At 28.8% G+C, this 25,730-nt stretch carries 13 protein-coding genes; 7 read left to right on the forward strand and 6 right to left on the reverse strand.

The features are described 5' to 3' along the window. Positions 1-239: 239 nt before the first annotated feature. The 6 genes from ACXYRP_RS01215 to ACXYRP_RS01240 form a co-directional block, all read right to left on the reverse strand. On the reverse strand, positions 240-9,461 hold the full coding sequence (locus tag ACXYRP_RS01215) for a beta-N-acetylglucosaminidase domain-containing protein (RefSeq protein WP_458615054.1): 9,222 nt from the start codon (positions 9,459-9,461) through the stop codon (positions 240-242). A 217-nt stretch (positions 9,462-9,678) separates the two neighbouring features. Then, positions 9,679-12,624: an AAA family ATPase gene (locus tag ACXYRP_RS01220; protein WP_458615055.1), complete on the reverse strand. Its 2,946-nt coding sequence runs from the start codon at positions 12,622-12,624 to the stop codon at positions 9,679-9,681. After that, a complete protein-coding gene (gene rnc / locus ACXYRP_RS01225) occupies positions 12,611-13,321 on the reverse strand; it encodes a ribonuclease III (RefSeq protein ID WP_435129096.1) in 711 nt (236 codons plus the stop codon). The genes ACXYRP_RS01220 and rnc overlap by 14 nt, the downstream gene beginning before the upstream one ends. After that, complete coding sequence (gene plsX / locus ACXYRP_RS01230) at positions 13,314-14,282, reverse strand: phosphate acyltransferase PlsX (RefSeq protein ID WP_458614086.1); 969 nt, start codon at positions 14,280-14,282, stop codon at positions 13,314-13,316. Before plsX ends, rnc begins: the two co-directional genes overlap by 8 nt. Further along, positions 14,282-15,907 (reverse strand): DAK2 domain-containing protein, encoded by a 1,626-nt coding sequence (locus ACXYRP_RS01235; protein WP_458615056.1) that lies wholly within the window; start codon positions 15,905-15,907, stop codon positions 14,282-14,284. The genes plsX and ACXYRP_RS01235 overlap by 1 nt, the downstream gene beginning before the upstream one ends. Next, positions 15,907-16,203, reverse strand: a complete 297-nt coding sequence (locus tag ACXYRP_RS01240) for a hypothetical protein (protein WP_458597549.1) — start codon at positions 16,201-16,203, stop codon at positions 15,907-15,909. The genes ACXYRP_RS01235 and ACXYRP_RS01240 overlap by 1 nt, the downstream gene beginning before the upstream one ends. A gap of 96 nt (positions 16,204-16,299) precedes the next feature. Here ACXYRP_RS01240 and recO point away from each other — a divergent pair, with 96 nt between their 5' ends. The 7 genes from recO to fusA all read left to right on the forward strand — a co-directional run bounded on the left by recO (position 16,300) and on the right by fusA (position 25,701). Then, entirely contained in the window at positions 16,300-16,971 is a 672-nt protein-coding gene (recO, locus tag ACXYRP_RS01245) for a DNA repair protein RecO (RefSeq protein WP_458614580.1), read from the forward strand. Between the two features lie 102 nt (positions 16,972-17,073). Beyond that, complete coding sequence (locus ACXYRP_RS01250; protein WP_458615057.1) at positions 17,074-18,729, forward strand: hypothetical protein; 1,656 nt, start codon at positions 17,074-17,076, stop codon at positions 18,727-18,729. Between the two features lies 1 nt (position 18,730). Continuing rightward, entirely contained in the window at positions 18,731-21,121 is a 2,391-nt protein-coding gene (locus ACXYRP_RS01255) for a S8 family serine peptidase (protein WP_458615058.1), read from the forward strand. A gap of 18 nt (positions 21,122-21,139) precedes the next feature. Further along, positions 21,140-22,432 (forward strand): hypothetical protein, encoded by a 1,293-nt coding sequence (locus tag ACXYRP_RS01260; RefSeq protein ID WP_458614080.1) that lies wholly within the window; start codon positions 21,140-21,142, stop codon positions 22,430-22,432. Positions 22,433-22,673: 241 nt separating this feature from the next. Beyond that, on the forward strand, positions 22,674-23,087 hold the full coding sequence (gene rpsL, locus ACXYRP_RS01265) for a 30S ribosomal protein S12 (protein WP_435129073.1): 414 nt from the start codon (positions 22,674-22,676) through the stop codon (positions 23,085-23,087). A 34-nt stretch (positions 23,088-23,121) separates the two neighbouring features. Then, positions 23,122-23,592 carry a 30S ribosomal protein S7 gene (gene rpsG, locus ACXYRP_RS01270; protein WP_435129070.1) on the forward strand — a complete coding sequence of 157 codons (471 nt, stop codon included), beginning with the start codon at positions 23,122-23,124 and terminating at the stop codon, positions 23,590-23,592. Positions 23,593-23,610: 18 nt separating this feature from the next. Then, positions 23,611-25,701: an elongation factor G gene (gene fusA / locus ACXYRP_RS01275; RefSeq protein ID WP_458607319.1), complete on the forward strand. Its 2,091-nt coding sequence runs from the start codon at positions 23,611-23,613 to the stop codon at positions 25,699-25,701. Positions 25,702-25,730: the final 29 nt, after the last annotated feature.

Raw genomic sequence — 25,730 nt, forward strand, 5'->3', positions numbered from 1 at the left:
CAAACTCTCGAAAAAATTGACTGTCATGTTTTATATCTAGTTTTCAAAGAACTTTAAAAGCATCTAAATGCTTCGTTATTTATTATATCACAATATTTCATATTTCAAAATATTTTTTTTTGATAATGTAATTTAGATAAAATTTGCAATACTTAATTTATCTTATCATAATATTTATTAATTACTAATAATTTTTGATATTTTAATAAAAAAATCGCTTTTATAAGCGATTTTTATGTTTATTTTTTGTTCTTGCGACGTTTAAGATGGAAGATTAATCCTAAAATTGCTGCTAATGATGCTAACACAGCGATAACAACTCCTGCAATTACTCCACCATTGCTCTTAGGTTGAGGTTTTGTTTGCTCTGGTTTTACATTTTGCTGTCTAGAAACTTCAGTTTCAACTTCTTTTTTAAGTGTTTCAAGGTTAGCAATTTTTTCTAAACTATATGAACCTGATTTTAATGTATTAAGTCTGTTTTGGTAGTCTGCTTTTTTGTTATCTGTATCAGGAAGTTTGTTAATTTCTTCTTGTGCTTGACTAACAGCATTATTCAATGCTTCTGTCATTTTTCCTTGAGCAACACTACTATTATCTAATTCATCATTTAAATCTGATTCTAATACATTGTAATCTTTACTTGATACCTTAGCGAGTTGGGCTTGATATTTACTTCTTTGCACATCTGAAATACTTGGATCAGATAATCAGGTTGCTAATGTTTGTTCTTGTTTTTTAATCTTATCAAGTTGTTGTTCTTGTGCCTTTTGCTCTGAAAGCTTAGTTTCGGCTTGAGGATCTACTTTCAATACATCTGCTTTAACATCAGTGTAAACTAATAATTTTGCATCGTTATCAAGATTATCTAATTCGGATTTGGCTGCAATTTTATCATCACCTTTTAATGCATTTACTCATGATGTAAGTTTATTCAAGGTTGCTTGATATTGGTCTTTAGCTTGTTGTTGGTCTACAGAAGCTTTTAAATCAGCGTTTTCGTTTAATAATTTGTCTTTAAGTGTTTGATAATCAGCAAGTTTTGCATCTGATTTAGCATTTAATGCTGCTAATGCATCTAAGTAACTGCTTTGTTTTGCTTTAGGTAAGTTTCTGATTTGCGCATCGAGAGCAATCTTAAATTCAGCAAAACTCTTAGCATCGGCTGCGGCTTTAGCTGCTTGATCACTATCTGCAACTTGTTTTTGTAATCCTGAAATTTCAGAATATATTTTTGCTTTAAGGCTATCAAATTGTTGTTGGGTAGCATTTGGTCCTAATGCATCCATTTGTGATATATATTCAACTTGCTTAGAAGCATCAATAAATGAAATAATATGCATTAAATCAGCACGATTTGCTTGATAACTTTGATCTTCTAATAACTTTTGCACTGCTGGAATTTCTTTTAATTTATTTTCTAAATTATCTAATGCTACAGTTTGTTTTGCTTTTAGTAATTTACTATCAGTAAGCATTGCTCTAAGATCTGTCTGTTTATCAGCAGGAAGGATGTTGATTAAATCATTGATGTTATTTAAAGCATCGGTGTATGATTGAGCTTTTTGCTCTTGAGCTATTTTTGCTTTAACAAGAGAGTTTTGACTAAGTTCGTTATATAAATTATTTACATAATCAACTTGTGGGTTAGTATTTGAATAAATTTTATTTAATTTATCCAAGTTTTCTTTATTAGTTGGACTGTCATTTTTTTGCAAGTATTTGCTAATTGCATCATAAATTAATTTGCTGTCTTGTGCAACTGCTAAATCCACATTATCAAATAACAACTTGTCTTTAAACGCTTTTAAATCTGCTAATTGACTTGGATCTTTAAATTCATTAAGTTGTTTATAGTAATTAAATTGTAAATCAGGTGCTAAGGTTGCAATCATTTTTACAAGTTGATCCTTAAGAATATCAAAACTTGCTTTTGCATCTATATCTTTAAGTTCAGGTTTTAAAGTAAATATTTCTTTCTTAAGAGCATCAAGTTGTTCAGTTGTAGCTGCTGCATTAACCTTATTTATCAAATCTTGTTGATTGCTTTGATCAAGACTCTTAATTAAATCTAATAATCTTGGTTTTTGTGCATCTGCATCGACTGCATCAATATATTGTTGTGCATTTGAACCTAATACTGCTTTTTTAAGGTCTGTTAATTGTTTGAATTTTGGATCAAGTAACTCTTCTTGTGCTTTTGCTGCTAATTTTAATTGGTCATTTAAACCTGAAACCATATCATTAAATTTAGCTCTTGCTTTTCTTACTTGTCTATCTTCGAATCCTGTTTTAATATCAGAGAATTTAGTTAAGATTTCATCTTTTAATCCAGTAAGTTTATCCACATCATTTGCATATAGTTTTGCAAGTTGTTGGTAATTTACAAACACTGGTGAATCTTTTAATGGATTTAAATCAAAGATTGTTACTAAATCATCTGTTAATTTATCTATCTTTTTCTTTGTTTGATTTTGTGCTTGTAGTTTTGTATATGTATCAGTTAGACTTGGACGAATTGTAACCATTTTTTGATAAATTTCGTCCAACTTAGCATTTGCTTGATCATCCATACCATATACATTGATGTCGTTTAATGATGAAATAATATCTGCTTGATTGCTTTGTGGTAATGATTGAGCAAGTTCTAATAAAACATCTTTTCTAGTTTTAAGTTGCTCAATTAACGCATCTAAGTTTGCTTTTTCTTCTGGAACAAATGAATTATAAAGGTTTTCATATGCTTTGACTTTATCAGTAACTGGATTTAATCTTTCTTGATAATCAGCTGCTAGTTTTGGTGGAAGCAATGAAATGTATTTATTCAATTTATCAACTGTTTGGTTATATGCATCTAGTTTGCTTTGTGCATCAAGTTTTTCTTTTAATTTTGGATTATTTGCTAATAATGAATTTTCAATTGCATCAAGGTTTAATGATACCCCTTTTATTCCATAAGAATTTAAACGAGTTAGAAAATCATTTTGCTCTTGGGTTGGTAAAAATTCAGCTAACTTCTTAAGTTCATCAATTTTTGCTTTTGTTGCAGCATCTGGAGTAGTTTCTACTGGTGCTAAATCTAATATTAATTCATTACTTAATGCATTTAATACACCTAATGAATTTGCATCATTAACTTTTTTAATAAATGCTTCTTTAGTAGTAGCATCAGTAATAACTTGCGCTTGTGATGTTAATTTTTCTTTTGTTTTAACAATTTGTGCATCTAAAGCAATTTGTGCATTTTGTGCATCGGTGATTGCTTGCACTAACTTTTGAACATCCAAGACACTTTGCACATCAGATAATTGTTTAGTTAAATCTGCTTTTACACCAGCATCAGTGATATTTGCTAATGCATCTTTTGCTTGTTGTTTAAGATTATTTAATGATTTTTCATCCTGATCAACAATTGCGCTTCTTAAATCAGATAATAATGATCTTAATTCATCATCTGAAATATTTGCTTTATTTGCTTTTGTTTTCAAATCATTTAAAAGACTTTGATCAACACCTGAAATGCTTGATAAATTATTAAGCATACTTTTTACTTCTGCTTTTGCTACATCAGAATTTGTTAATGCTAAAGCATTTGTTGCATCATCAAGTTCTTTTTGTGCATCTGTAATTTGTTTATCAGCAACATCATTTGTAAAAGCACGTTGTTTATATAAATCAGCTAATGCATTGTATTTTGATGTATATGTGCTATATGAATCGATAGTATACACACCATTTTCATTTGATACTTTAGATTTTTGTAACTGTGCAACTGCAGCATTTTGTTTATCAATATTTGCTTGAACTTGTGCTATAGCAGCATCTATTGCAGCTTTAGAAGCATCAATAGTTGCTGAATCTGCATTTGGATTAGAAGCAATATTTCTTTGATCAGAAATTATTTTATTAAGTTGATTATATAATGATGGATAACTTTGATGGTATCCTAATGCTATATCAGTTAATTTGTCTGCTTCTTTAACAAAGTCTTGATATTTAGCACCACGTTCTGTTAATTGTGATTTAACCGAATCCATTAATGCACGAAACTCTTTGTTAATTGCTATTAAGTCAGTAACCTTGGTATCAGGCGAATTAACTTTATCTTTATTTGCTTCAACAAAATCTGCTAACTTAGCATATGCTTGTGGGTTGTAGTGGGTTAATTGTGCTTTGATATCTTCAAATGTATCAAAATCTCTTTTTACTAAATCACGAGCAAATACAGATGGTTTTAATGAATCTTGTGCTGTTTTTACATTTGCTAATAATTGATTATATGTTGGTTCAGTTAGACTATTAGGATCTGCAACGGCATTTTGCAATGCTGTCACTGCATCTTGGTATTGTTCATATGATTGATCAGTATATTGGTTATCAGCATTGCTGATTACATTCGCTGAAGCACTAGCAACTTGATCTGGTGTTAAAGTAACTTTTGCATATTTAATAACATTTTGCATACTAAAGTATACTGTATCAACTAGTTCTTGGGTAGCAAGAAAGTCCTTGCTTACAATTTGCTTTGCTTGTGCTTTAAGTTCATTGTATCTGTCTTGATCTTCTTTGCTTCATTGACTTATGTAATCTGGGTCTTTTGTGATTAAAGCACTTAATTGAGTTTTATCAGTTGCATTAAGTTGTTTATTATGGAATCCGAATAACTCAGTGATTTTAGGAACAGTTTTTCCTCATGTAATCTGAATACCAGTAACATATATATCACGAGGAATGGTAAATGATGTATCACTACGAGATAATTCACCTAGTTTTTTATATTTTAATGTGTTATCTTTTGTATCAAAATATTGTGCAGATACACTAACATCTGGATAACTTGTATCAGTGATAATTCTTAAATCAAGATTATCAAAGTAACCTTTTTCATTTCGATAAAGAATTTGTGAATTAGGGTTTTTTGGTTGATAGAAAGTTGTTGCATCACGATCAATCATCTTTTCTGGACTATGAGCATCATCGATTCCAACCGCAGATACAGCTTCACTTGAATCTTTTGGTGTTAATCCAGTGGTATCGAAACGATCATCATCATTAACTGTATATACCACAGGTGTAACTTTTGCTTTTAAATTAGTAAATGATAAATTAACATTACTTCTACCTGTATTTATTACACGAACAAATCTTGCATTTTTAGCAACAGATACATCAGTATTGTCTGCATTAATTGCTACATCAGTTCAGTGGAAACCATCTAGTGAATATTGAACTTTAATATCTTTTAGTGAATCAGTATTCATAGTTTTTGAATTTTCAGTAGTCCCTGAAGCTTGTTCATCTGCTGCTTGTTTTGCTTTTGAAGTAGATGAAGCAGCAGGTGCAGGTGATTGTGAATTTTGTTCTCCACCAGAACTACTTTCTTCGGACGAAACAACATTTTTATGGCTTGTTTGATCAGCAACACTAAATGTTCTAGAAAGACTAGTCAATTTATAAACAGAATTAAAGTCTATACCTACTGAATCATTTGGTTTTAAATCAACAGTAACAGGAGTGTTATGTGTTCCTTCTTTATTATATAAATCAAATTCTTTTCCATCGAAACCTGTTGATAAAGAACCATTATGATTTAATAAGTATTTAGAAATATTAACACGTCTTTCGATAATATCTACTGATTTAATGTTTCAGTGTGTTAATGTGTTTGTTGGTGTTGGTTGTGGTTGAGACTGACTTGATGGTTCACTATCAGTTGCTTGTTGTGAAACAGCAACTGCTTGCGGTTGCGCAACTACATGTTCAGCAATAACTTTTAATCCTGTTCATTCTTCTTTGTAATTTGCAGTAGTTTGATTACTAGAACCAGAAGTTGTTGTTGAATGATCATTAATTGAAATAGTTACTTCCCCAGTTTGTGCATCCTTAGTGGTAGAATATCTATCAGATGGGATATTAAATACTTCATTATTAACAAGCCCTTGGATTTTAATATCAGATACTTTTGCTTGTGGATCTTGTTTTATCTTTACTTCTGCTACTTTTGCTGGACGGTTGAAATTAATTACAAAATAATCGTTATCTTGGATTGTAGTTTGTTGTGTTGAACCTGTTGTATTATGTTTAAATGATGCAAAGGTGGCATCGTTTGAATCGGTTAAATTTGATAATTTGTTATTAGTAATTGCTGAATCTAAAACAAGATTTAAACCAGTTGTCGGAAATAACTTTAAATCAGCTTCATTACTTAATGATTCAAGTTGGATATTACCGATAGTTCAACGACTTCCTTTATCGTGTGTTCCTTTAACTACTAATCTAAAGTATTGGAATGTAGCATTTCCATACACTGTTTGAATTGCAGAACCATTTAAGTGCCCGAATCCAAATTGTTTTCACTCACCAGTGCTTGGTTCACCATCTAGATACTCAACTGCAAAATCATTCATTCTATCACCTGCATTTTGATAGGTTTGGAATAAATATAGTTGGGTAATATTCATTTTTTCAGGAAGTTTAAATCCAATGCTTTGATTTGCTTGTCAACCACCTGATGGAGTTTGTAAATAAATTCCATTTGCTGTACCATTTGAATTGTCAAATAATAAATTAGTATTGTTCGCAAGTTGAAGCACTAACCCATTTGTTGCAGATGTTGAATTTTTATCATTAACATTTTCAGATGCTTGCACAAGGGTAATTTTTGAATTAGAATCAGTTGATGAAATTGATGGATTTAAATCTTGTGCATAATTAACTGTCTCATCTTTATTAACAATAAAACTTACTAGTGAAAGCATATTATCGCTAGTTGAATCATCTTGATTATTAACTATTCTAATTGCTGTTACATTTGCAATCCCGCTTTCACCTAATTCGGTTGTTCCTCATGTTGCGGTTGGATCACTTACAGAACCTGCAACTGACTGTGGATTATTAGAAGAAACTGTTAAATTAGTTATATCTATATTTTTTTCACCTTTATTTTCTTGTAAGTCTTGTCATTGATTTGGTTTATCAGATGTTTGATATTGTAATTTTAATTTAGATAATAAACGTCATTTTTCATATCACATCTTTACATATACATTATGTAAGGTTATTGGACGACTGAATTGGTATCCAAAATAATCACCCTTTTTCATTCTTTTGTATTTTCCATCGGAACTAATATCAAAAGTAAATGTTGAATCACTATTATCTGCTTCTAAATGACTTGGATCTCAGTCGGCTCTACCATCGCGACCTAGGTTAGTAAAGAATGTTTTTTGCACCGCACCTAATGATGAATTATCCGCAGTTGCTAAAACATTATTATGTAAATTAGTTAAAAAATCAGTTAAATTACTTACAAAGTTATTCAAATCTGAATCACTTATTTGAATTGCTTTTAAAGCACCCTTAATCATAGTTTTATATGTTTGTGAGCGATTGTAGACAAGTTTTGCTTCTTGGGTTAATTTACCAAATACTACAAAGTCAAAATTTTTGTAAGCAGTTGTGGCATCTAAAGCAATAATACCCGCATTAGCTAAATCATATAAAGATTGCAATCAAGGTTTTGTTTGTAAAACAAGTTGACTTTTACCAGCCGCTAAAAATACATAATTAATATCATCTACTAGTTTTGATAATTTTGCTCTTAATCCATTGATATCACTTCTTGAAACTGAATCGATTCCTCTACGAATTGAATCACCGATTCCTCCTAAATAAAAGTTAGGTGCAGAGTTTATATCAGTTGATTCAACTGGAAATCCTTTGAAGTTATAATTGAAATTTCCATTAGATAATCAGGTTCGGTTAAAGTCTCAATATAATTTATAAAAGTGAGTTGAAATATTATATAAAGCATCTGTTAATTGTGGATCATTATAACTTTGGTCTACTGCAAAGTTTAAAGCATTAAGATGGGTTCTTTGTTCAATTCTTAACGAATCTGAATCAGTTAATTTGTTATTTACTCAACGTTTTCATGCATAATCTGCAAAATCAAATAAAGTTACCTTTGAAGGTCCTTCCATTTGGTTTGGATCAATTGCGATTCCATCAATTTTAGCAAACTTATAATTGCTTTTGTTAGGATTATTATTATCACTTATATCTTGTAAGGTTTTTAATCAGAATTGGTTAATTCCTAACATCAGATAATCTAAACTACTTTCACCTTTATGTCAGTTTTGAATATAAATTATTTTTTTGTTTCCTGCAGTAAAGTTATTAGAACCATCAATATTTGGTCAATCAGTTCCAGAATCTATATATAATTGTACATTTGAATTGAATTGATCATAGTAACTTTTAAGGGATGTACTTCCATTTTTTGGATTTGAACGGTTTCGATAATCAAGATATCCAATCTTTGCATCTAAGTCATCATATCTTTTACTTTGTTCATTTCATCATTTAACTAAATCATCTAAAAATGCTTTTTGTTTATTTCCAATAGTAGTGTAATCTGATTGAGATAAAGTACCAGTAGTTGAAACTGCATCTGCAAATGGTTCATTGCTAAGTGGTGTTGCAATAACTATATCTTTAACACCAACATCTAAAAGTTGTTGTATTTTAGTTTTTAAAAGAGGTAATTTATCATTCATATTTGCAGCTGTGATTTTATCAGAACCTACAAATGGATTAATAAAATATACAAATTTCATTCCATTATCTGAAGTTGCTTTAATCAATGTTTTAATATCTTTTAATTCATCTTGGGTATATAAAGATGATCATAATGTAGTGGTTTTTAAATCAGTTTGTGGTTGGTAGTAATATCTGTTGTATTTTAAGTAACCAGCATAGTTAATTAAATCTAATTTGGATGCAAGGGTGCTAATTGATGAAGTATTTCTTAGTGACAGTCCACGTATTTCACGATCAGCTCAGTCTTTAATGGTGAAATTGCGAAGTTGGCTTCCATCAATTTGTTTAAAGATATGTCACAAAGTAGTGGCACCATAAAATGCTGCATCAGCATCTTTAGCATACAATGTAATAAAATTATTTGATGATCTTAGATAATATGCATCATTTTGACTAAATAAATCTGCAGCATTATCTGAAGAACTATCTTTTAACTCACTTGGACTAATACCAACTGTATTTAATAAGTTATCAACAGTATTATCTGAATCACCTTTAATACCAATTAAGATATTGGTTTTACCAAATAATAAATTTTTGCTACGAGTAATATTAGAAATATGTTTTGATTTTAAAAGATTTTCAAATCTTTTAATTGTAGCTTCTGATACACTATCATCATAAACGATGTTTACTGTATCAGTTAATGAATATGTATTATTTCCTCCATAATTGATTTGTTGCACACCTGGATAGACTTTGTAGTCAGGTAAAGCAACTACTGGATTGCTTGTTGGGGTGCTTGCAGGAGTTTCAGTAGCAGATTTTGCTGATGAATCACCGGCACCTGTAGCACTAATAGCAGCAAATAGTCCCAATGAACCAGCTGCTGCTAGTAATGTCTTTATTTTCTTTTTCATTTTCATATTATAAGTTTATTAAATTTTCCAAAAAAAAAAAAAAAAACGGATAAAAATAATTTTGTTTCTCCGTTTTTGTGGTAAATTGCTTTTATTTCATATTTTGATAAGAAAATATGAAATAATTAAAAATTTTGCAATAAAATATGTTGTTTTTGTTGTAATTTTCCCTTCTTTTTCTTAAATAAAATCTAAGAAAAAGAAGGATTTTTATATATTATACACTTGGTGTATTTTCTTCTTGGGTTGCTAATTTCTTAGCATCTTCTAATTTAACACTGAAAAAGCTAGTAACTCCGCGTTTTTGCATTGTTGCGCCAAATAAAGCATCTACTCTTGACATTGTTCCTGGGCGATGTGTGATAACTAAAAACTGGGTTTGTTTTTTAAGTTCTTGTAAGTATTCAGCATATCTAACCACATTTGCTTCATCTAAAGCCGCTTCTACTTCATCCAAGATACAAAGTGGTAATGGACGAGCTTTTAAAATTGCAAATAATAATGAAATTGCAATTAATGATTTTTCTCCACCTGAAAATAATTTAAGATTTTTAACAGATTTGCCTGGTGGCTGAGCAAAAATACTAATTCCGCATTCGAGAATGTTTTTCGGATCAATAAATTTAACTTCCGCACTTCCTCCACCAAACATTGATGAAAATACTTTATGCATCTCAATGTTAACATCATCTACTATGTTAGTTAAACGAGCAACAATTTTTTTATTCATTTCTGAAATCGCTTCATCACATAAACGTATTGCTTCGGTTACTTCATCACGGTTTTTGGTATTAAATTCATAACGTGATTCAACTTCTTGTAGTTGTTCAATGGCTTCTAAATTAACATTTCCAAGTTCTTGAATTTCATAACGCAGTTCCTTTACTAATTCTTCGGCAGCAACTGGTGACATATTTAATGGATAATTCTCAATTGCATATTCTAAAGTTAATGCATAATGTGAACTAAGACGTTCTTTATGTTTTTCGAGTAAGTTTTTAGATTTTTCAAATGCAGCAGTTTTTTCACGAAATGATTCATTAAGAGTCTTTTGTAATTTCGAAATTCTTTTGTATTCTTCTTCTCAACTTAGTATTTTTGCATCAAGTGCTTCTTTTATTTGTGTATTTGAACTGATATCAAATTCAAGTAGTTGCAATTGCTGTTGTAGTTGCGCAATAGTTTGTTCAGAAACATCTAATTCGCTGATTTGCTCGTTATTAGCAGATGAAATTTGTGTTTGTAATTTATAATTTTCAATTTTACCGAAAGTATCTTTAACTTGGTATGATAAATTAAGATATTGTGAGTTATAAGAAGCTTGATAAGTTTTTTGTTGTTGTAAACTTTCGTTATCTTCTAAAATAGTTTTTGTTGTTTGTGCGATAACATTTTTAATTCCTGGAATCAAGTCTTTAAGTTCTTTAATTTTTTGATCAAGACCTAAAATATCTTCGCTAGCTTCAACAGTTCCACCAACCATAACTCCACCAACACGCACGATGTCACCATCTGTGGTAACTACCATATATTTTTTTTCAATAATTGTTGATATTTCGTTGGCTGATTTAATATCAGAAACAACTAAAACATTACCTAATAAAAATTCATTTAGCACTTGATATTTGTTATCAATTTCTACCAAATCTTTAGCAACACCCACAAAACCAGGGTGATTTCGAACCACTAATAAATAATCATCACGGATAAACTTACCTTTAATTGAAGCAAGAGGAATAAATGTTGCACGACCTCCGTTATTTTTTTTAAGGAAATTAATTGCTTTAACAGCTGTATCAGAATGATCAACTACTATATGCTGTGCAGCATTTTTCAAAATTGCTTCTAGGGCAGGCAGAAATTCGTTAGGAATCTTTATTAAATCTGCTACTAGTCCTATAAATCCTTTAAGTAATGTTTTATTTTCTAAAACTGTTTTTGTTCCTTTGTATAAGTTAGTAAAATTATTTTTCTTTTCTTCAAGAATTTCAAGTTTTGAAATTAATTTAGTATATTTGTTCTCTAAATCCTTGACTTTTATATTACCATCGTTAATTTTACTTTCTAATGTAGTAATATTTTCAGTTGCATGATTTCGTTTAGTTTCCATTTCAGATAACGATTCACTTAAATAACGATATTTTTCTTGCAAAGTACGTAATTCACTTAAAATCGCTGAAATACGCTCTTTTTCATCGAAATTTCCTTGTCCACTGGCAATCATTTCACGACGAGCCCGGTCTGCAGAAATGGCTTTTTCGATATTATTAATGCGGTCTGATAAACCTTGTTTTTTACCCGAATCACTTGATAACTTACGGTTTATTTCAATAACTTCATCGCGTTTATTTTTAATTTTGATATCTAATTCCTCAAGTTGACTGTTATATTGTTTATCAGTTTCATCAACACCTGAAAGATCTTCTGTTAATGTTTTAACTAATTCACTATGTTTTTTTATTTCGTGTGCTAAATAGCCTATTTCAACACTTTTTAACTCTTCAGCCATCTTTTTGTATTTTAGCGCTTTTTCAGCATGGATGCGCAATGGAGTAAGTTGTTTTTCTAATTCCTTTATTGATACTTCAACCTTTCCTAAGGTTTCTTGGGCTCGTTCGAGTTTTTTTTCTGCTTCTGCTTTACGGAATTTATATTTAGAAACCCCGGCTGCTTCTTCAAAAATTAATCTGCGATCTTCATCAGATGAGTGTGCTATATCCGAAACGGTTCCTTGCGAAATAATCGCTAACGAACTTTTTCCTATTCCTGTTTCCATAGCAATTGCTTTAATATCTTTGTGACGGCATTTTTGGTTATTGATATAGTATTCATTTATCCCTTTACCACGCTCTAAAACACGAGTAATTGAAATAACATCTGAATCAACCGAACTAAGACGATCCTTGTTATCAAAAGTCAATGTTACTTGTGCTTTTTGCATCGGTTGCACAGTTTTTGAACCAGAAAAAATAACATCTTCCATTGAATCACCACGTAATTCTTTTGAACTTTGTTCCCCTAAAACTCAGCGGATTGCATCGTTAATATTACTTTTACCAGAACCATTGGGTCCTACAATACCTGCAACTCCACCATCAAAGTGTAATACAATTGGATCTGCAAAAGATTTAAATCCTAATGCTTCTATTTTAATTAATTTCATCATTTCCCTTCATTTTCATTTTATTTAAGGCTGCTCTTGCTGCATTTGTCGTAGCTTCTTTTTTAGAAGCACCACTTCCTATTCCGTAAATCATATCTTCGTGAACGGCTTTAGCTATAAAAAGCTTATCTTTTTCTTCAAAAATATAATGAATATTGTTTTTACTAATGCTTTGAAAATATTCTTGAAGTTGTGTTTTAGGATCCTTGTTACTTTGAAATATATGATGTCCATCTACACTTATATTGCTTGCTAGTAGGTGTTTTTGCACAAATCATCAAGCCTTTGACATCCCTTGATCTAAATAAATTGCTCCTAGAAAAGCCTCAAAAATATCAGCTTGTACTTTTGGTGAATCTAAAACATCTGTATGCATTTGTCCATTTCCAGTTTTTAAAAATTTTAAAAGTCCAATGTTTTTAGAAACTGCTCCTAAGGTTTCGGTTTGCACCGCTGATGCTCTCCAGCGCGAAAGTTCACCTTGTGATTTATTGGGAAACTTTTTATATGCATAAATTGCTATCATAAACGACAACAGCGAATCCCCTAGATATTCAAGCCTTTCATAATTTTCTAACTTAGTTTTATCATGTGTGTTATATGATTTATGAGTAGTTGCTAGTTGATAAAATTCTATATGGTTTGGTTGTATTCCGATATTAATCAAAAAATCAATGAGATGTTGTTGTTTAAACATTTAATGCTACCTTTAGTTTATTCAATAAATCCTTAGAAATTGCATTATGCATTTGTTTTAGTGCTATATAAATAGATAATTCATCTGCTGCACCATGGATTTTTAATGCAAGGGCATTGATACCTAAAACTCATGCATTAGCAACATTTCGAAAGTCAAGTTTTTGTGCTATTTTTTTAAAACTAGGTTTTAATAATAATGCCCCTAATTTAGCAAAAAAACTTTGTTTAACTCGCTGCTTAATTGCTTGTTTGAAACTTATAACAGCACCTTCATAACTTTTAATGACTAAATTTCCACCGTATCCATCAATTAATCCTACATTTATGTTTCCTGCAAGCAAGTTTCGTGTTTCAGAAAAACCGATATAGTTAAGTTTTTGATCCGATTCTATTAAACTTTGTGCTTCTCTAACAACTTGCAAGCCTTTGTATTCTTCAACCCCGACATTTAGCAGTGAAACAGTTGGATTTTGCTTATTAAACATTGTTGTATGAAATGCTGATGCTAATTTTGCTCACTCATATAAATATTCGGATTTTACTTCAAGGTTAGCTCCTACATCTAATAATAAAAGTTTTTCATCATTCAAACAAGTAATAATCGGCATAAAAGCAGGCCGAGAAACATTATCAATACGTTTTAGTTTAAAAGTCAGTGCTGCAATATAACTTCCTGAATCACCCCCTGAAATCACTCCATCAGCTTTATTTTCATTAATAATATTAATTGCTGCATTCATCGAATTATTTTCTTTTAAACTTGCTCGGATATTTCTTGGATCGCTTGGTTTATTTGGATTATAAATTATTTGGATATTCGGGTGTTTGTTTATAGATTTATCAAAGTTACCAACTAAAATAATTTGTACATCTTGATAATTATTAACAAATTTTGCTGCTGCATTATAAGCAACATTAACACCTAAATCTAATCCATTTGCATCTAAAACTATTTTCATTATTCAACTCCTATTAAGAATTGATAATTAGGTTGATTACCTTCAACTACTTCTATTTGTAAATCATAATTTGCTTCAAGGTAATTACTTAATTCTAAAAGTGTTGCTGTATCAACATCATCTCCGTAATATAATGTTATCATTTGAGATTGTTTTTTTACCATCTTAGAAATTAACTTTTTAAAAGTTATTGTTAAATCGCGTTCTGAAGCAATTATTTTTCCATCATGAATACCTAAATAATCACCTTTTCTTAGAACAATATTATTTATCTTTGTTTTACGAACTGATTTAGTTATTTCACCAGTTTGCACATCAGATAAACTATCTAACATTAATTCTTCATTTTCCTTTGCACTAAATTCTGAATTAAAATTTAAAACTGCTGTTAAACCTTGAATTTGGGACTTTGTTGGAATGACAATAATATTTTTATCTGTGACAACTTGCGCTGCTTGTTGTGCTACTAAAATAACATTAGAATTGTTAGGTAAAATAAAAACATTTTTTGCATTTACCTTAGCAACAGCATTAATTAAATCTTGAGCAGATGGATTTTGGATTTGTCCAGATTCAACTACAAAATCAGTTCCTAATTCCTGCATTCTTTTGATTATTCCGCTACCTAAATTACATGATACAAGTCCACATTCAGCCATTTCATCAGATGTTTTTGCATAAATTGATTTGGAATTGTTTGCTTGCAAAGTCATATTTTCAGATTTTATTTTAATAAATTCACCGTATTTTTGTGCTAGAGTTAAAAATTCTCCAGGTTTAACTGTATGACCATGCACCTTTAACAATTTATCATCGTTAACTATTACTAGTGAGTTTGCTATTTCTTCCATTTGTTTTGAAAAAATATTTTTATCAAAAGTATGCGGATTATTTAAATCAACTAAAACCTCAGTGCAGTAACCAAATTCACCTGAATATATTTCACTATCTGAAACCAAAACCGATATATCATCTCCGTTTTCACTTTTTTTAACTGGGTTTCCTTTTAAATATTCAAAAAAACCTTTAAAAATGATATATAAACCTTCTCCGCCACTATCAGTAACCCCAACTTCGCGTAAAGTTTTTAATTTATTTGGTGTTTCATCACAACTCTTTCGCGAAAAATCTAAAACCTTAGTTCAAAAATCAAGCAAGCTCACTTCCGTTGCTTTCAAAAATTCTTGATTTAAATTTTCTGATGTTTCTCTGATAACAGTGAGCATTGTCCCTTCAGTGGGATTAAAAACCGATTTATAAGCACGGTTTGTTGCTTCTTGAAAGGCGATTAATAACTGTTTTAAATCTAAGGATGCTAAACCAGAACAAGCAAGCGAAAATCCTTTAAAAACCTGTGATAAAATCACTCCAGAATTACCACGAGCTTCATACATCATATTTAAGGCAAGTTGCTTAGTAACTTCAGAAATAGGTAAATTAAAATAAGATTCATCTAATTTAGCTATTGCTGCAGAAATTGTCGATGACATATTAGTTCCTGTATCTCCATCTGGAACTGGAAAAACATTTAAAGCATCAATGCGATTCTTAGCATTAACTAATGCATTTGAACCCGAAAGCATCCCTTGTAAAAAAGTTTTACTATCCAGCAAAATTTTTGACATTATTTAATCCCTTCAATGAATATTGTTAACTTGTTAAATTTTAATTTATTTTTTTTCATTTCAAACGCTAACCTTTGATGAAATTCTGCGATGATAACTTTTGCAAAAACATCTGCTATTAAAGAAACTGCGATAAAAAAACTATATCCTTTCGGTGTTTGAATAATATTAACACGATCTATTAGTTCTGTTGTATCTGTAACTATATCATCATCAGAAAGTGGATTTATTTCCTTAATTCCAGGTATTGATTCAGCAATCTTTAAAAACATCTCTTTGATTTTTAACAATTCCATTATGCCTACTTTCGATATAATATGCAAATATATCTTAAAAATTATTGATTATATTTTATAATATTATTAATATTTTTTAAGAAATTAAGGAGCAGAATGGCACTTTTAGTTGCAAAGGCAATTGTATTAGAAATTATCGAAAAATCAGAAAATGAATTTTATGTGACCTTTTTTAACGATAAAGGTGTTTTAATTCTTTTTGCACAAGGGTTAAATAAACAGTTATCTAAAAATCGTAGCAACTTACAAATTGGTTCATTGGTTGAAATTGAATATTTTTCCGCAAGATTAAAAGGTAGAATAGGAAGATTAAAAAGAGTAAATTTATTGCATATTTTTAGTATTACTAGTCCTGATACAAACATCTTTCTGCTAAAACTTATCAAACTCTTTAAAAACTTGAAAATACCAAATCATATTTTTAATTTTTACACTTTAAATATGGATAAATTTAAAAAAGACAATTTAAAAAAATATTTATGTGTTTTTTATGCACAAAGTAGTGTATATTTTGGTGTAAAACCTAGTTTTAATAAATGTAGAATATGTCATCAAAGGAAGAACCTTATTGATTTTAGCATCCTTGAAGGCGGTTTTATTTGCTCAAATCATAATCTTAATGATACAAAAAACCAAGAACAATTACTTTTATATTGATACTTATATTATCAACCAGAAAAATATGTCAAATTAGTATCACAAACAGAAAATATATTGTTGCTTAATCAACTCAAACACATAATTTCCGAAGCAGGATACTATTTATAAGAAATAATTTGTTTTATGTAAATAGTTGCGTATATTTTTATTATTTATTTTCTATTTTAGTAAATAACTAGTCGTTTTGAATAAAATTTATATAATTTAATTATGATAAAATATAGCATTAAAAAAATAAAAAAATTGTTTATTTTACTTTTTTTACCAACTTTGTTAACTTTAATTTCTTGCTCGCATAATCAAAATAATGAAGCAAAACTAAGTCAAAACATACATAATGAAAAATCAAATATTTCATACAATATAAAGAAAGATATTTTAAGGAAACTTTTAATAAATTCTACAAAGAAAGCTATGGAATTAGATAATGATAGCAAATTTTACAACCTTATCGATTTATTATTTTCCAATGAAATTTATAACAATAAATATTCATTTTTACTTATGGATTATATCAATAAAATGAATGAATATCATAAAAATAGTTTTAATCAAAAACAAAATAAATATTATCAATTGAAGCTTTATAAACGTGACCATCTTTATTTTAATTATCTTTCTTTTGTATATTTGTTAATGAAATATGATAATGAAAATAATCAGATGATAGATATAAACAATATGAATTATTTACAAAGTAAAAATATCAAAATTAATATAAAAGGTATCCCAAAACTTGAAATTAACAAAGAAATCTATAATTTTGTTAATAATTCATATCACTTTTTAAATGATGAATCAAATAAAGAATATCAAGATAGCATAAGAAACTTAATAACTAAAAACTTTTTAAGCAATTCATTAAATTCTTATCAACTTTATAGTATTGACTATTTAGAAAAACCAATAACAAACTATATTCACAATGATGATTTATACAATAATGAATATCCACCTTTGTTAGAGATTTCAAGGACATATGGTTTAGATAAATATGACTTTGAAGATACGCCCGATATTGACTGAATCTACTATCAGCGATATCTAAAATATGACAAAAGTAATTTTCCGGCTCTAGATGTTTTTATTAAGAAAAATAATTTGGTTTATCCTGCTAAAAATGATACTGGCACTAATCTTTTTTTAACTGACAGTACAGATTTAACAAACATAAATAATAATTATGCTTTTTCAAGAAACATAATAAATAAAATAAAAAATGTTAATGTATATAAAGTTAACTATAATGAAGTAAAAAACATCATTAAATATAAAACAAATCATACTAAAAAAGAAAGACATATTTTATCATTTGATATTAATGATAATTTAGAAAATAGTGAATTGTTTCTTTCTTTCAAATCTTATCCTATTAACAATGACACTAACATAATAGTCATAAATGTAGATAAAATAGATAAAAAATGATTTTTAAATGATTTTGTTGATTTTTTCTTGCAAAATCACACTAAAAAATCTGAAAATATTAGTTACAACTCAAAATCATCATCTTTTGTTATAGATATTACAGATGAAATAGAAAACAAAACTAATAAAAAAAATATATTTTTTGTTAACTCTTATGATTTATACACACAGAATATGAAGAAAAATGAATATAAATTCTTCATAGAAAATAATTTTTGAAGAAATTACACAATAAATAACAATATAGAGAATTTACTTGCTACATCAGATAGTTTTGATATGAGATTATATGATAAAAAGGATAATTTTAATATTTATTATAAATGATATGCCGATTCAAAAACTTTATGAAAAAAAGAAACAAATAATAACCCAAATAATAAACCATGGACAAGTAATAAAAATATAGAAATTAAAGGATATTCAGCAGAGGATTAATATGAAAAAAAATATAAAGAAATTTCATTGGTTTTTCAGTCTTGTAAGCACAACAATAATAACTGTTTCTGCTAATACATCAGCTCAAAAATATAACGAATCAATTTATATTAATAATAATTCTTATATTAATTTAAATGTAAATGACTATAATAAATTGATTAATATGTATGTACCATATTACAATAAACTCGGTTTACGCTACGAAAGAGGTAATAGCTATTTTACAAATGAATTTGATAAAGTAGGAATTATCGAGTTAGGAAATGTCGATCAAAATTTACTTTTCTCAAAAAATCCTGATTTCAAAATTAAAAAATTTGATATTGATAATTATCAATATTCAAATCATGCATGAAATGTTGTTTCTACTATTGGTACTGATTTTGGAATCAATAAAAATGCAGATATTTATTTTTCAAATAATTTTGATATACCAGATAGGAAATATTTTGATGTGGGAACAAAAGGAGATGAAGTTTGGAAACAAAAGGCATATGATAATATTCTAAAAAGAATGTATGATAGGTATGGTGTTAAAATTTTTAATATAAGCATTGGTCAATTAGATACACCATTAGATGGTTACTTTTTGAATTTTTCAGATAATATAAAAAAATTATTCATAAATGATGTTCAAAGTTTTGAAGATAATTATACAACAGAAGAAGATGATGAACAAAATTTTTATGCTTTATCAAGTGCGATAATTAATTTTTATTTTGATACAAATGAGAAATTTAATCACTCTATTACAAAGAACTGAGATAATTTATTAAATGCTATTAATGAACAAGCACTAATATTTGACTGAAAAGTTATCTTCTCTGCAGGAAATTCAAGTGATGAAACAGTTGATGCATGAGAAAATCTGGATTCATATTTCGATAAAAACAATTTCTTTATCAATGATAAAGATAATCATTTAATAGACATTAATTGAAATAATGTCTTTAAAAAATTTAAAATTGTAGCAAAAAATATTTATAAAAAACATTATAGTAGTTTTAAGTTATATCCTAATTCAAAAGACATAAAAGGTATTTATTTATTATATGACTTTTTGAAAAATAAAGTCGAAAAGAATAACTATATTTATCATAGCAATACCTATGATGATTTTAATAATTGAGAGTTCGGAAACCAGTTAATAAGTTCTCGCAATATTTTTAGTGGACTCTTAAAATGAGAGAGCATAAAGAACAAAGAAAATATAATTAATGTAGGATCTGTATCATATGATAATAAACCATCCGATTTTACATCGTTTGGTAATTCTAAATCTCCATATTTGCCTTTAATTTCTGCATATGGATCAAGTTTAGCCGAAGATGAAACAAAGATTAATAAAGATAATAAAAATCATTATTCAAGCGAGGAAATTAACTCTATAAACAAAAGATTACCTGAATATTTAAAAGAGAAAATTAATTATGCAATGAATTTTAATGGTACAAGTAAATCAGCACCAATGATTACTGGTTTAATTTCATTATTACAGCATAAATTACAAAGAGAATTATCATTGAATGAAACAAAATTACTTCTGATAAGTTCATCAAATTATGCATCAACAAATACAGCAAAATTAGGTAACTTAGATGTTGCACTTAATTATAGATCTAAAATTTTCCCAAGTGAAATTTGAAGAATAAATAGACAAAAAAACAAAACTGGGTTTGGAATACCAAAATTTTTCAAAATGTTTAAGATATACAATGAAAATAAAATAGAAAAACTAGATTTCAATCTCCTCAAAAAACAAATAGATGAGTATCCATGAAAAGACCCAGAAGCAAAAAGAGATAGCTTGCCTAATTTTCAAAATCTCAATCATACATTTGTCTCTTCATATAAAAGTTTTTTTTCAGATTATATCGAAAAACAATATTCAAATACAATAAAAAAAGAATATGATAATTACAATCCATGAGTTATTTTAAAAACATATATTTTTGAAAATGATAAGAAAAAAACAATAACATGAGATAATAGAAAATTCGATGATATAAACAAGGTTTATGAACTTACAGGTTATCTTAATTCTGTTTTAAAAAATGATAAAAATGAAATAATATATAAAAAACGTTGAATGAAATGATTAAGAACAGACTATTCAAACATCGATAGAATATATTTTGGTAATTATAAATTTCTTTTTAATCCTGAATATACTTTATATATTTACCTTATCGAACTAAAACACTATATGTTAGAATATACTGATGCTTTTTATGATAAAAAACAGAAAAACGATGCTAATTATCAGCAAAATAAGAAGAATAATATATACGAACAAGAATTAAATAAAAATCTTATGATTTTAATTGACGGATACTTTGAACACATAAAAGAGAATTTAGAAATTTTGTCTTATTATGAACATAATTAAAGGTTAATTTTATTAATAATGAAAAAAAATAAATATCTTTCTCTTTTTTTGTTATTTTCAGTTTCTTCTATTACATTAACGTCTTGTGGAATAAAAAATGAATTAAAATTTGATTTATCAAAAGAACTTATAAATAAGTCAATACATTACTTAAACCAAGATGGACAAAACTTAGTTAGAAAAATTAGTGAACATAAGAATTTAAATAATGAATTTAAAAAACATATAAATTCTTTTTTAAATTCATTATCAAACTATGACAACAATAAAGAATACTATAATCAATATCTAAGTTTTCTTAATCAAATTATAGAAATACAAAATGATACATCGTTAATAAAACTTTCCGATACAGATCACTATATCGGTGATAAAAACATCCAAGCATTTTATAATCGAAGTTATAGTTATAATATACAAAATGAATTAAATCATATAATTTCCGTTGAACACAGCGATAATCCAAATAAGAATAAAATTCCTGATATTTACATCAAAGAACTCTCAAATATTTATTCAACTATCTTTGATTATAACAATCCGTTTCTTCTTTCATATGATACAAAAAATCAAAATAATGTAGATTCTGCATTACAAAAATCTTTTTATGATGACAATTATTTGGATACAAAATGAAATTTTGAAAACAATTTTTCTCCGAGAATACTAAATCCTGAAATTTTTGATCTGAAGACAAATAAATCACAGGAAATAATAAATTATTTGGACCCGATTAATACATATTTTCCTTTTCGTAAAATTTTGCGTTTTCAAATAAATGATGATTTAAAACAAAATGATTACTATATAAAAATTCAAAAAGAGAAATTAACTAGTGGTTCTATTTTTATTAGTTTTAAATTTGTTAAACAAAATAAACCAATCAGTTTTAATAAATATATTCAGCAAAGGTATGCTAAAAAACCTTTATTTGAAGTCAATAAACCACAAAGCACCTTATTTATAGATATTTCTAGATATTTACAAAAAAACATAAAAAATAAGATGTTATTTTATATTTTCGCTTACGATGCCGATTCAAAAAATACTGAGGAAAAAATTTATGATTCTTTCTTGAAGAATCAAAACATTTGAAAATATCAACAACCTCAAAAAGAATCCATAAGAATTTTCCATCTAGAAAACACAATAATTTCATCTGAAACCTTTGATTTTACATCTGCATTGGTTTATAATAAAAACGATAAATTAAAACAAGAGTATTATCGATTATTATCATTATTATATAATGGAAAATCTGCGCTTTCTTTGTTTGAAAACTATAAAAAATACAACAAATCAAATCCTTAATTTGATAAATCATTTAAAATTGGGATATATCAACCTTTTATGCATGATGCTTTATATAATAAAATCTGAATTTTAGTAATTTTGTAGTATAAAAATAATAAAATTTATATTTTGTAAATTTTTATCCCTTGTATATAGTAATAAAAAACTGTAAATATGATACACACGGAGCAGTTGTTAGTGTATAATTAAAAAGCAATTTTTATATCATTATTGTTAATATTAATTTAGAAAGGATAAAATGCCAACAACTAATCAGTTAGTTACAAATGGTCGTAGTTCAAAGGTTAAAAAGCAAAATGCGCCTGCTTTAAACCAAAGCTACAACTCATTAATTAAAAAATCAAAAAAAATGGCTTCTCCATTTAAGCGTGGTGTATGTACTCGTGTCGCAACAATGACACCTAAAAAACCTAATTCAGCATTACGTAAATATGCTCGTGTTAAGTTATCAAATACAATGGAAGTTACAGCGTACATTCCAGGAGAAGGACACAACTTACAAGAGCACTCAGTGGTATTAATACGTGGTGGTCGTGTTAAGGACTTACCTGGAGTAAGATACCATATTGTTCGTGGAACACAAGATGCTGCTGGGGTTTCAAAACGTAATCAAGGTCGTAGTTTATACGGAACTAAAAAAGAAAAGAAATAAGCATAATAATTAATTTTAAACATAAGGAGGACAAATGTCAAGAAAGAAAAGTGCACCTATCCGTGAAGTACTTGCAGATCCAGTTTTTAATTCAGTAGTTGTTACAAAATTAATTAACCAAATTATGCTTGACGGAAAGAAATCTATCGCACAAGATATTTTATATTCAGCTTTTGAATTAATCAAAAGTAAAACTAACAAAGAGCCAATGGAAGTATTTTTAGCTGCTGTTGAAAATATTACACCACAACTTGAAATTAGAACAAGAAGAATCGGTGGAACTAACTACCAAGTACCTACCGAAGTTCCTACTCGCAGAAAACAAACATTAGCATTAAGATGACTTGTTCAATATGCTAGATTAAGAAACGAAAAAACTATGGATGTTCGTTTAGCAAACGAAATCATTGATGCATCAAATAAAACTGGTGGAGCAATTAAAAAACGCGAAGACACCCACAAAATGGCTGAAGCCAACAGAGCTTTTGCACATTTTAGATGATAATCAAAGTTATAAAATAATATGGCAAGAGATTATGATTTAAAAGATTACCGTAATATCGGTATTATGGCCCACATTGATGCAGGAAAAACTACAACAACCGAAAGAATTTTATTCCATACAGGTAAAATCCATAAAATCGGAGAAACCCATGATGGTGGTTCTCAAATGGACTGAATGGATCAAGAAAAAGAAAGAGGAATTACCATCACATCTGCTGCTACAACAGCTTTTTGAAAAGGTAAAAGAATCAATATTATTGATACCCCTGGACACGTTGACTTCACCGTTGAAGTTGAACGTTCATTGCGTGTTTTAGATGGTGCAGTCGCTGTCTTAGATGCACAATCTGGTGTTGAACCACAAACTGAAACAGTATGAAGACAAGCAACAAACTACAAAGTTCCTAGAATAGTTTATGTAAACAAAATGGATAAAGCTGGTGCTGATTTTGCTGCTTCAGTTGCTTCTGTTAAACAACGTTTAGGTGGAAACGCTGTTGCTATTCAGTGACCAATTGGTGCTGAATCAGAATTCAAAGGAATTATCGACCTTGTAACTCGTGAAGCATATACATATAATGGCGAACCACAAGAAGAAGAATTTGCAACAGCAATCCCAGATGATCTTAAAGATATCGTTGAAATTAAACGTCAAGAGTTATTAGAAGCAGTTGCTGCTTTTGATGATGAATTAATGATGAGTGTTTTAGAAGGACATGAAGTTGAAATACCTGCTTTCAAAGAAGCAATTCGTAAAGCAACTTTATCTTCCGAATTCTTCCCGGTAGTGTGTGGAACATCATTTAAAAATAAAGGTGTAAAAAAGATGATTGATGCTGTTGTTGATTATCTACCATCACCTGTTGATATTCCAGCAATCAAAGCACATGATAACGAGCATGAAGTTAGTGTTGAAGCAACCGATGATGGTGAATTTGCCGCATTAGCTTTTAAAGTTATGAACGATCCTTTTGTTGGTTCTTTAACTTTCTTCCGTGTATACCGTGGAGTTTTAACAAAAGGGAGTTATGTATATAACTCTACTAAGGGAGAAAAAGAAAGAATCGGACGTGTATTGCAAATGCATGCCAACAGTCGTGTCGAAATTGATGAATGTCGTGCCGGAGATATTGCTGCAGCTGTAGGTTTAAAATATACTACAACTGGGGACACTTTAGTTAATGAAAAAGGTGCAAAAATCATCTTAGAAAAAATGGTGTTCCCCGAACCTGTTATTTCTCAAGCTCTCGAACCTGAATCAAAAGCAGCTACCGAAAAACTTTCAATCGGATTACAAAAATTAGCTGCTGAAGATCCAACCTTTAGAACATATACCGATGATGAAACAGGTCAAACAATTATTGCTGGTATGGGTGAATTGCACCTTGATATTATTGTAGATCGTTTAAAACGTGAATTCGGAGTTCAAGCAAAGGTTGGTGCTCCACAAGTTTCTTACCGTGAAACAATCACAAAAACAGCAGATGTCGAAGGAAAACATATTAAACAATCAGGTGGTAAAGGACAATATGGTCATGTTTGATTAAAATTTGAACCAAATCCTGATGGTGGTTTTGAATTTGTTGATAAAATTGTTGGTGGAAAAATCCCTAAAGAATACATTAAATCAATTCAAAAAGGACTTGAAGAAAAAATGGCTGCAGGAATTTTAGCAGGATATCAAATGATTGACATTAGAGCAACATTATTTGATGGTTCATACCATGATGTCGATTCATCTGAATTAGCATACAAAATAGCAGCTTCTAAGGCCTTAACAAAAGCAAAAGATATGATTGGGACTGTTTTATTAGAACCTATTATGGATGTTGCGGTTGTTGTTCCATCAGATCATATGGGAGATGTTATCGGTGATTTATCACGTCGTAGAGGACTGGTGAATGATCAAGAACAAAGAAGCGATGGTGCAGTTGTTGTTAAAGCAATGGTTCCGCTTGCTGAAATGTTTGGTTATTCAACCGAACTTAGATCAATGACTAGTGGACGTGGTACATATCAAATGCAATTTGATCACTATGAAAAAGCACCAAAAAACATTGCTGATGAAATTATTAAACGTAGAAATATTCAATCTAAAGACGAAGATTAATATTAACAATTTCATAAAATAATAACAAA

It is taken from the genome of Mycoplasma sp. 5912 (assembly GCF_054353835.1).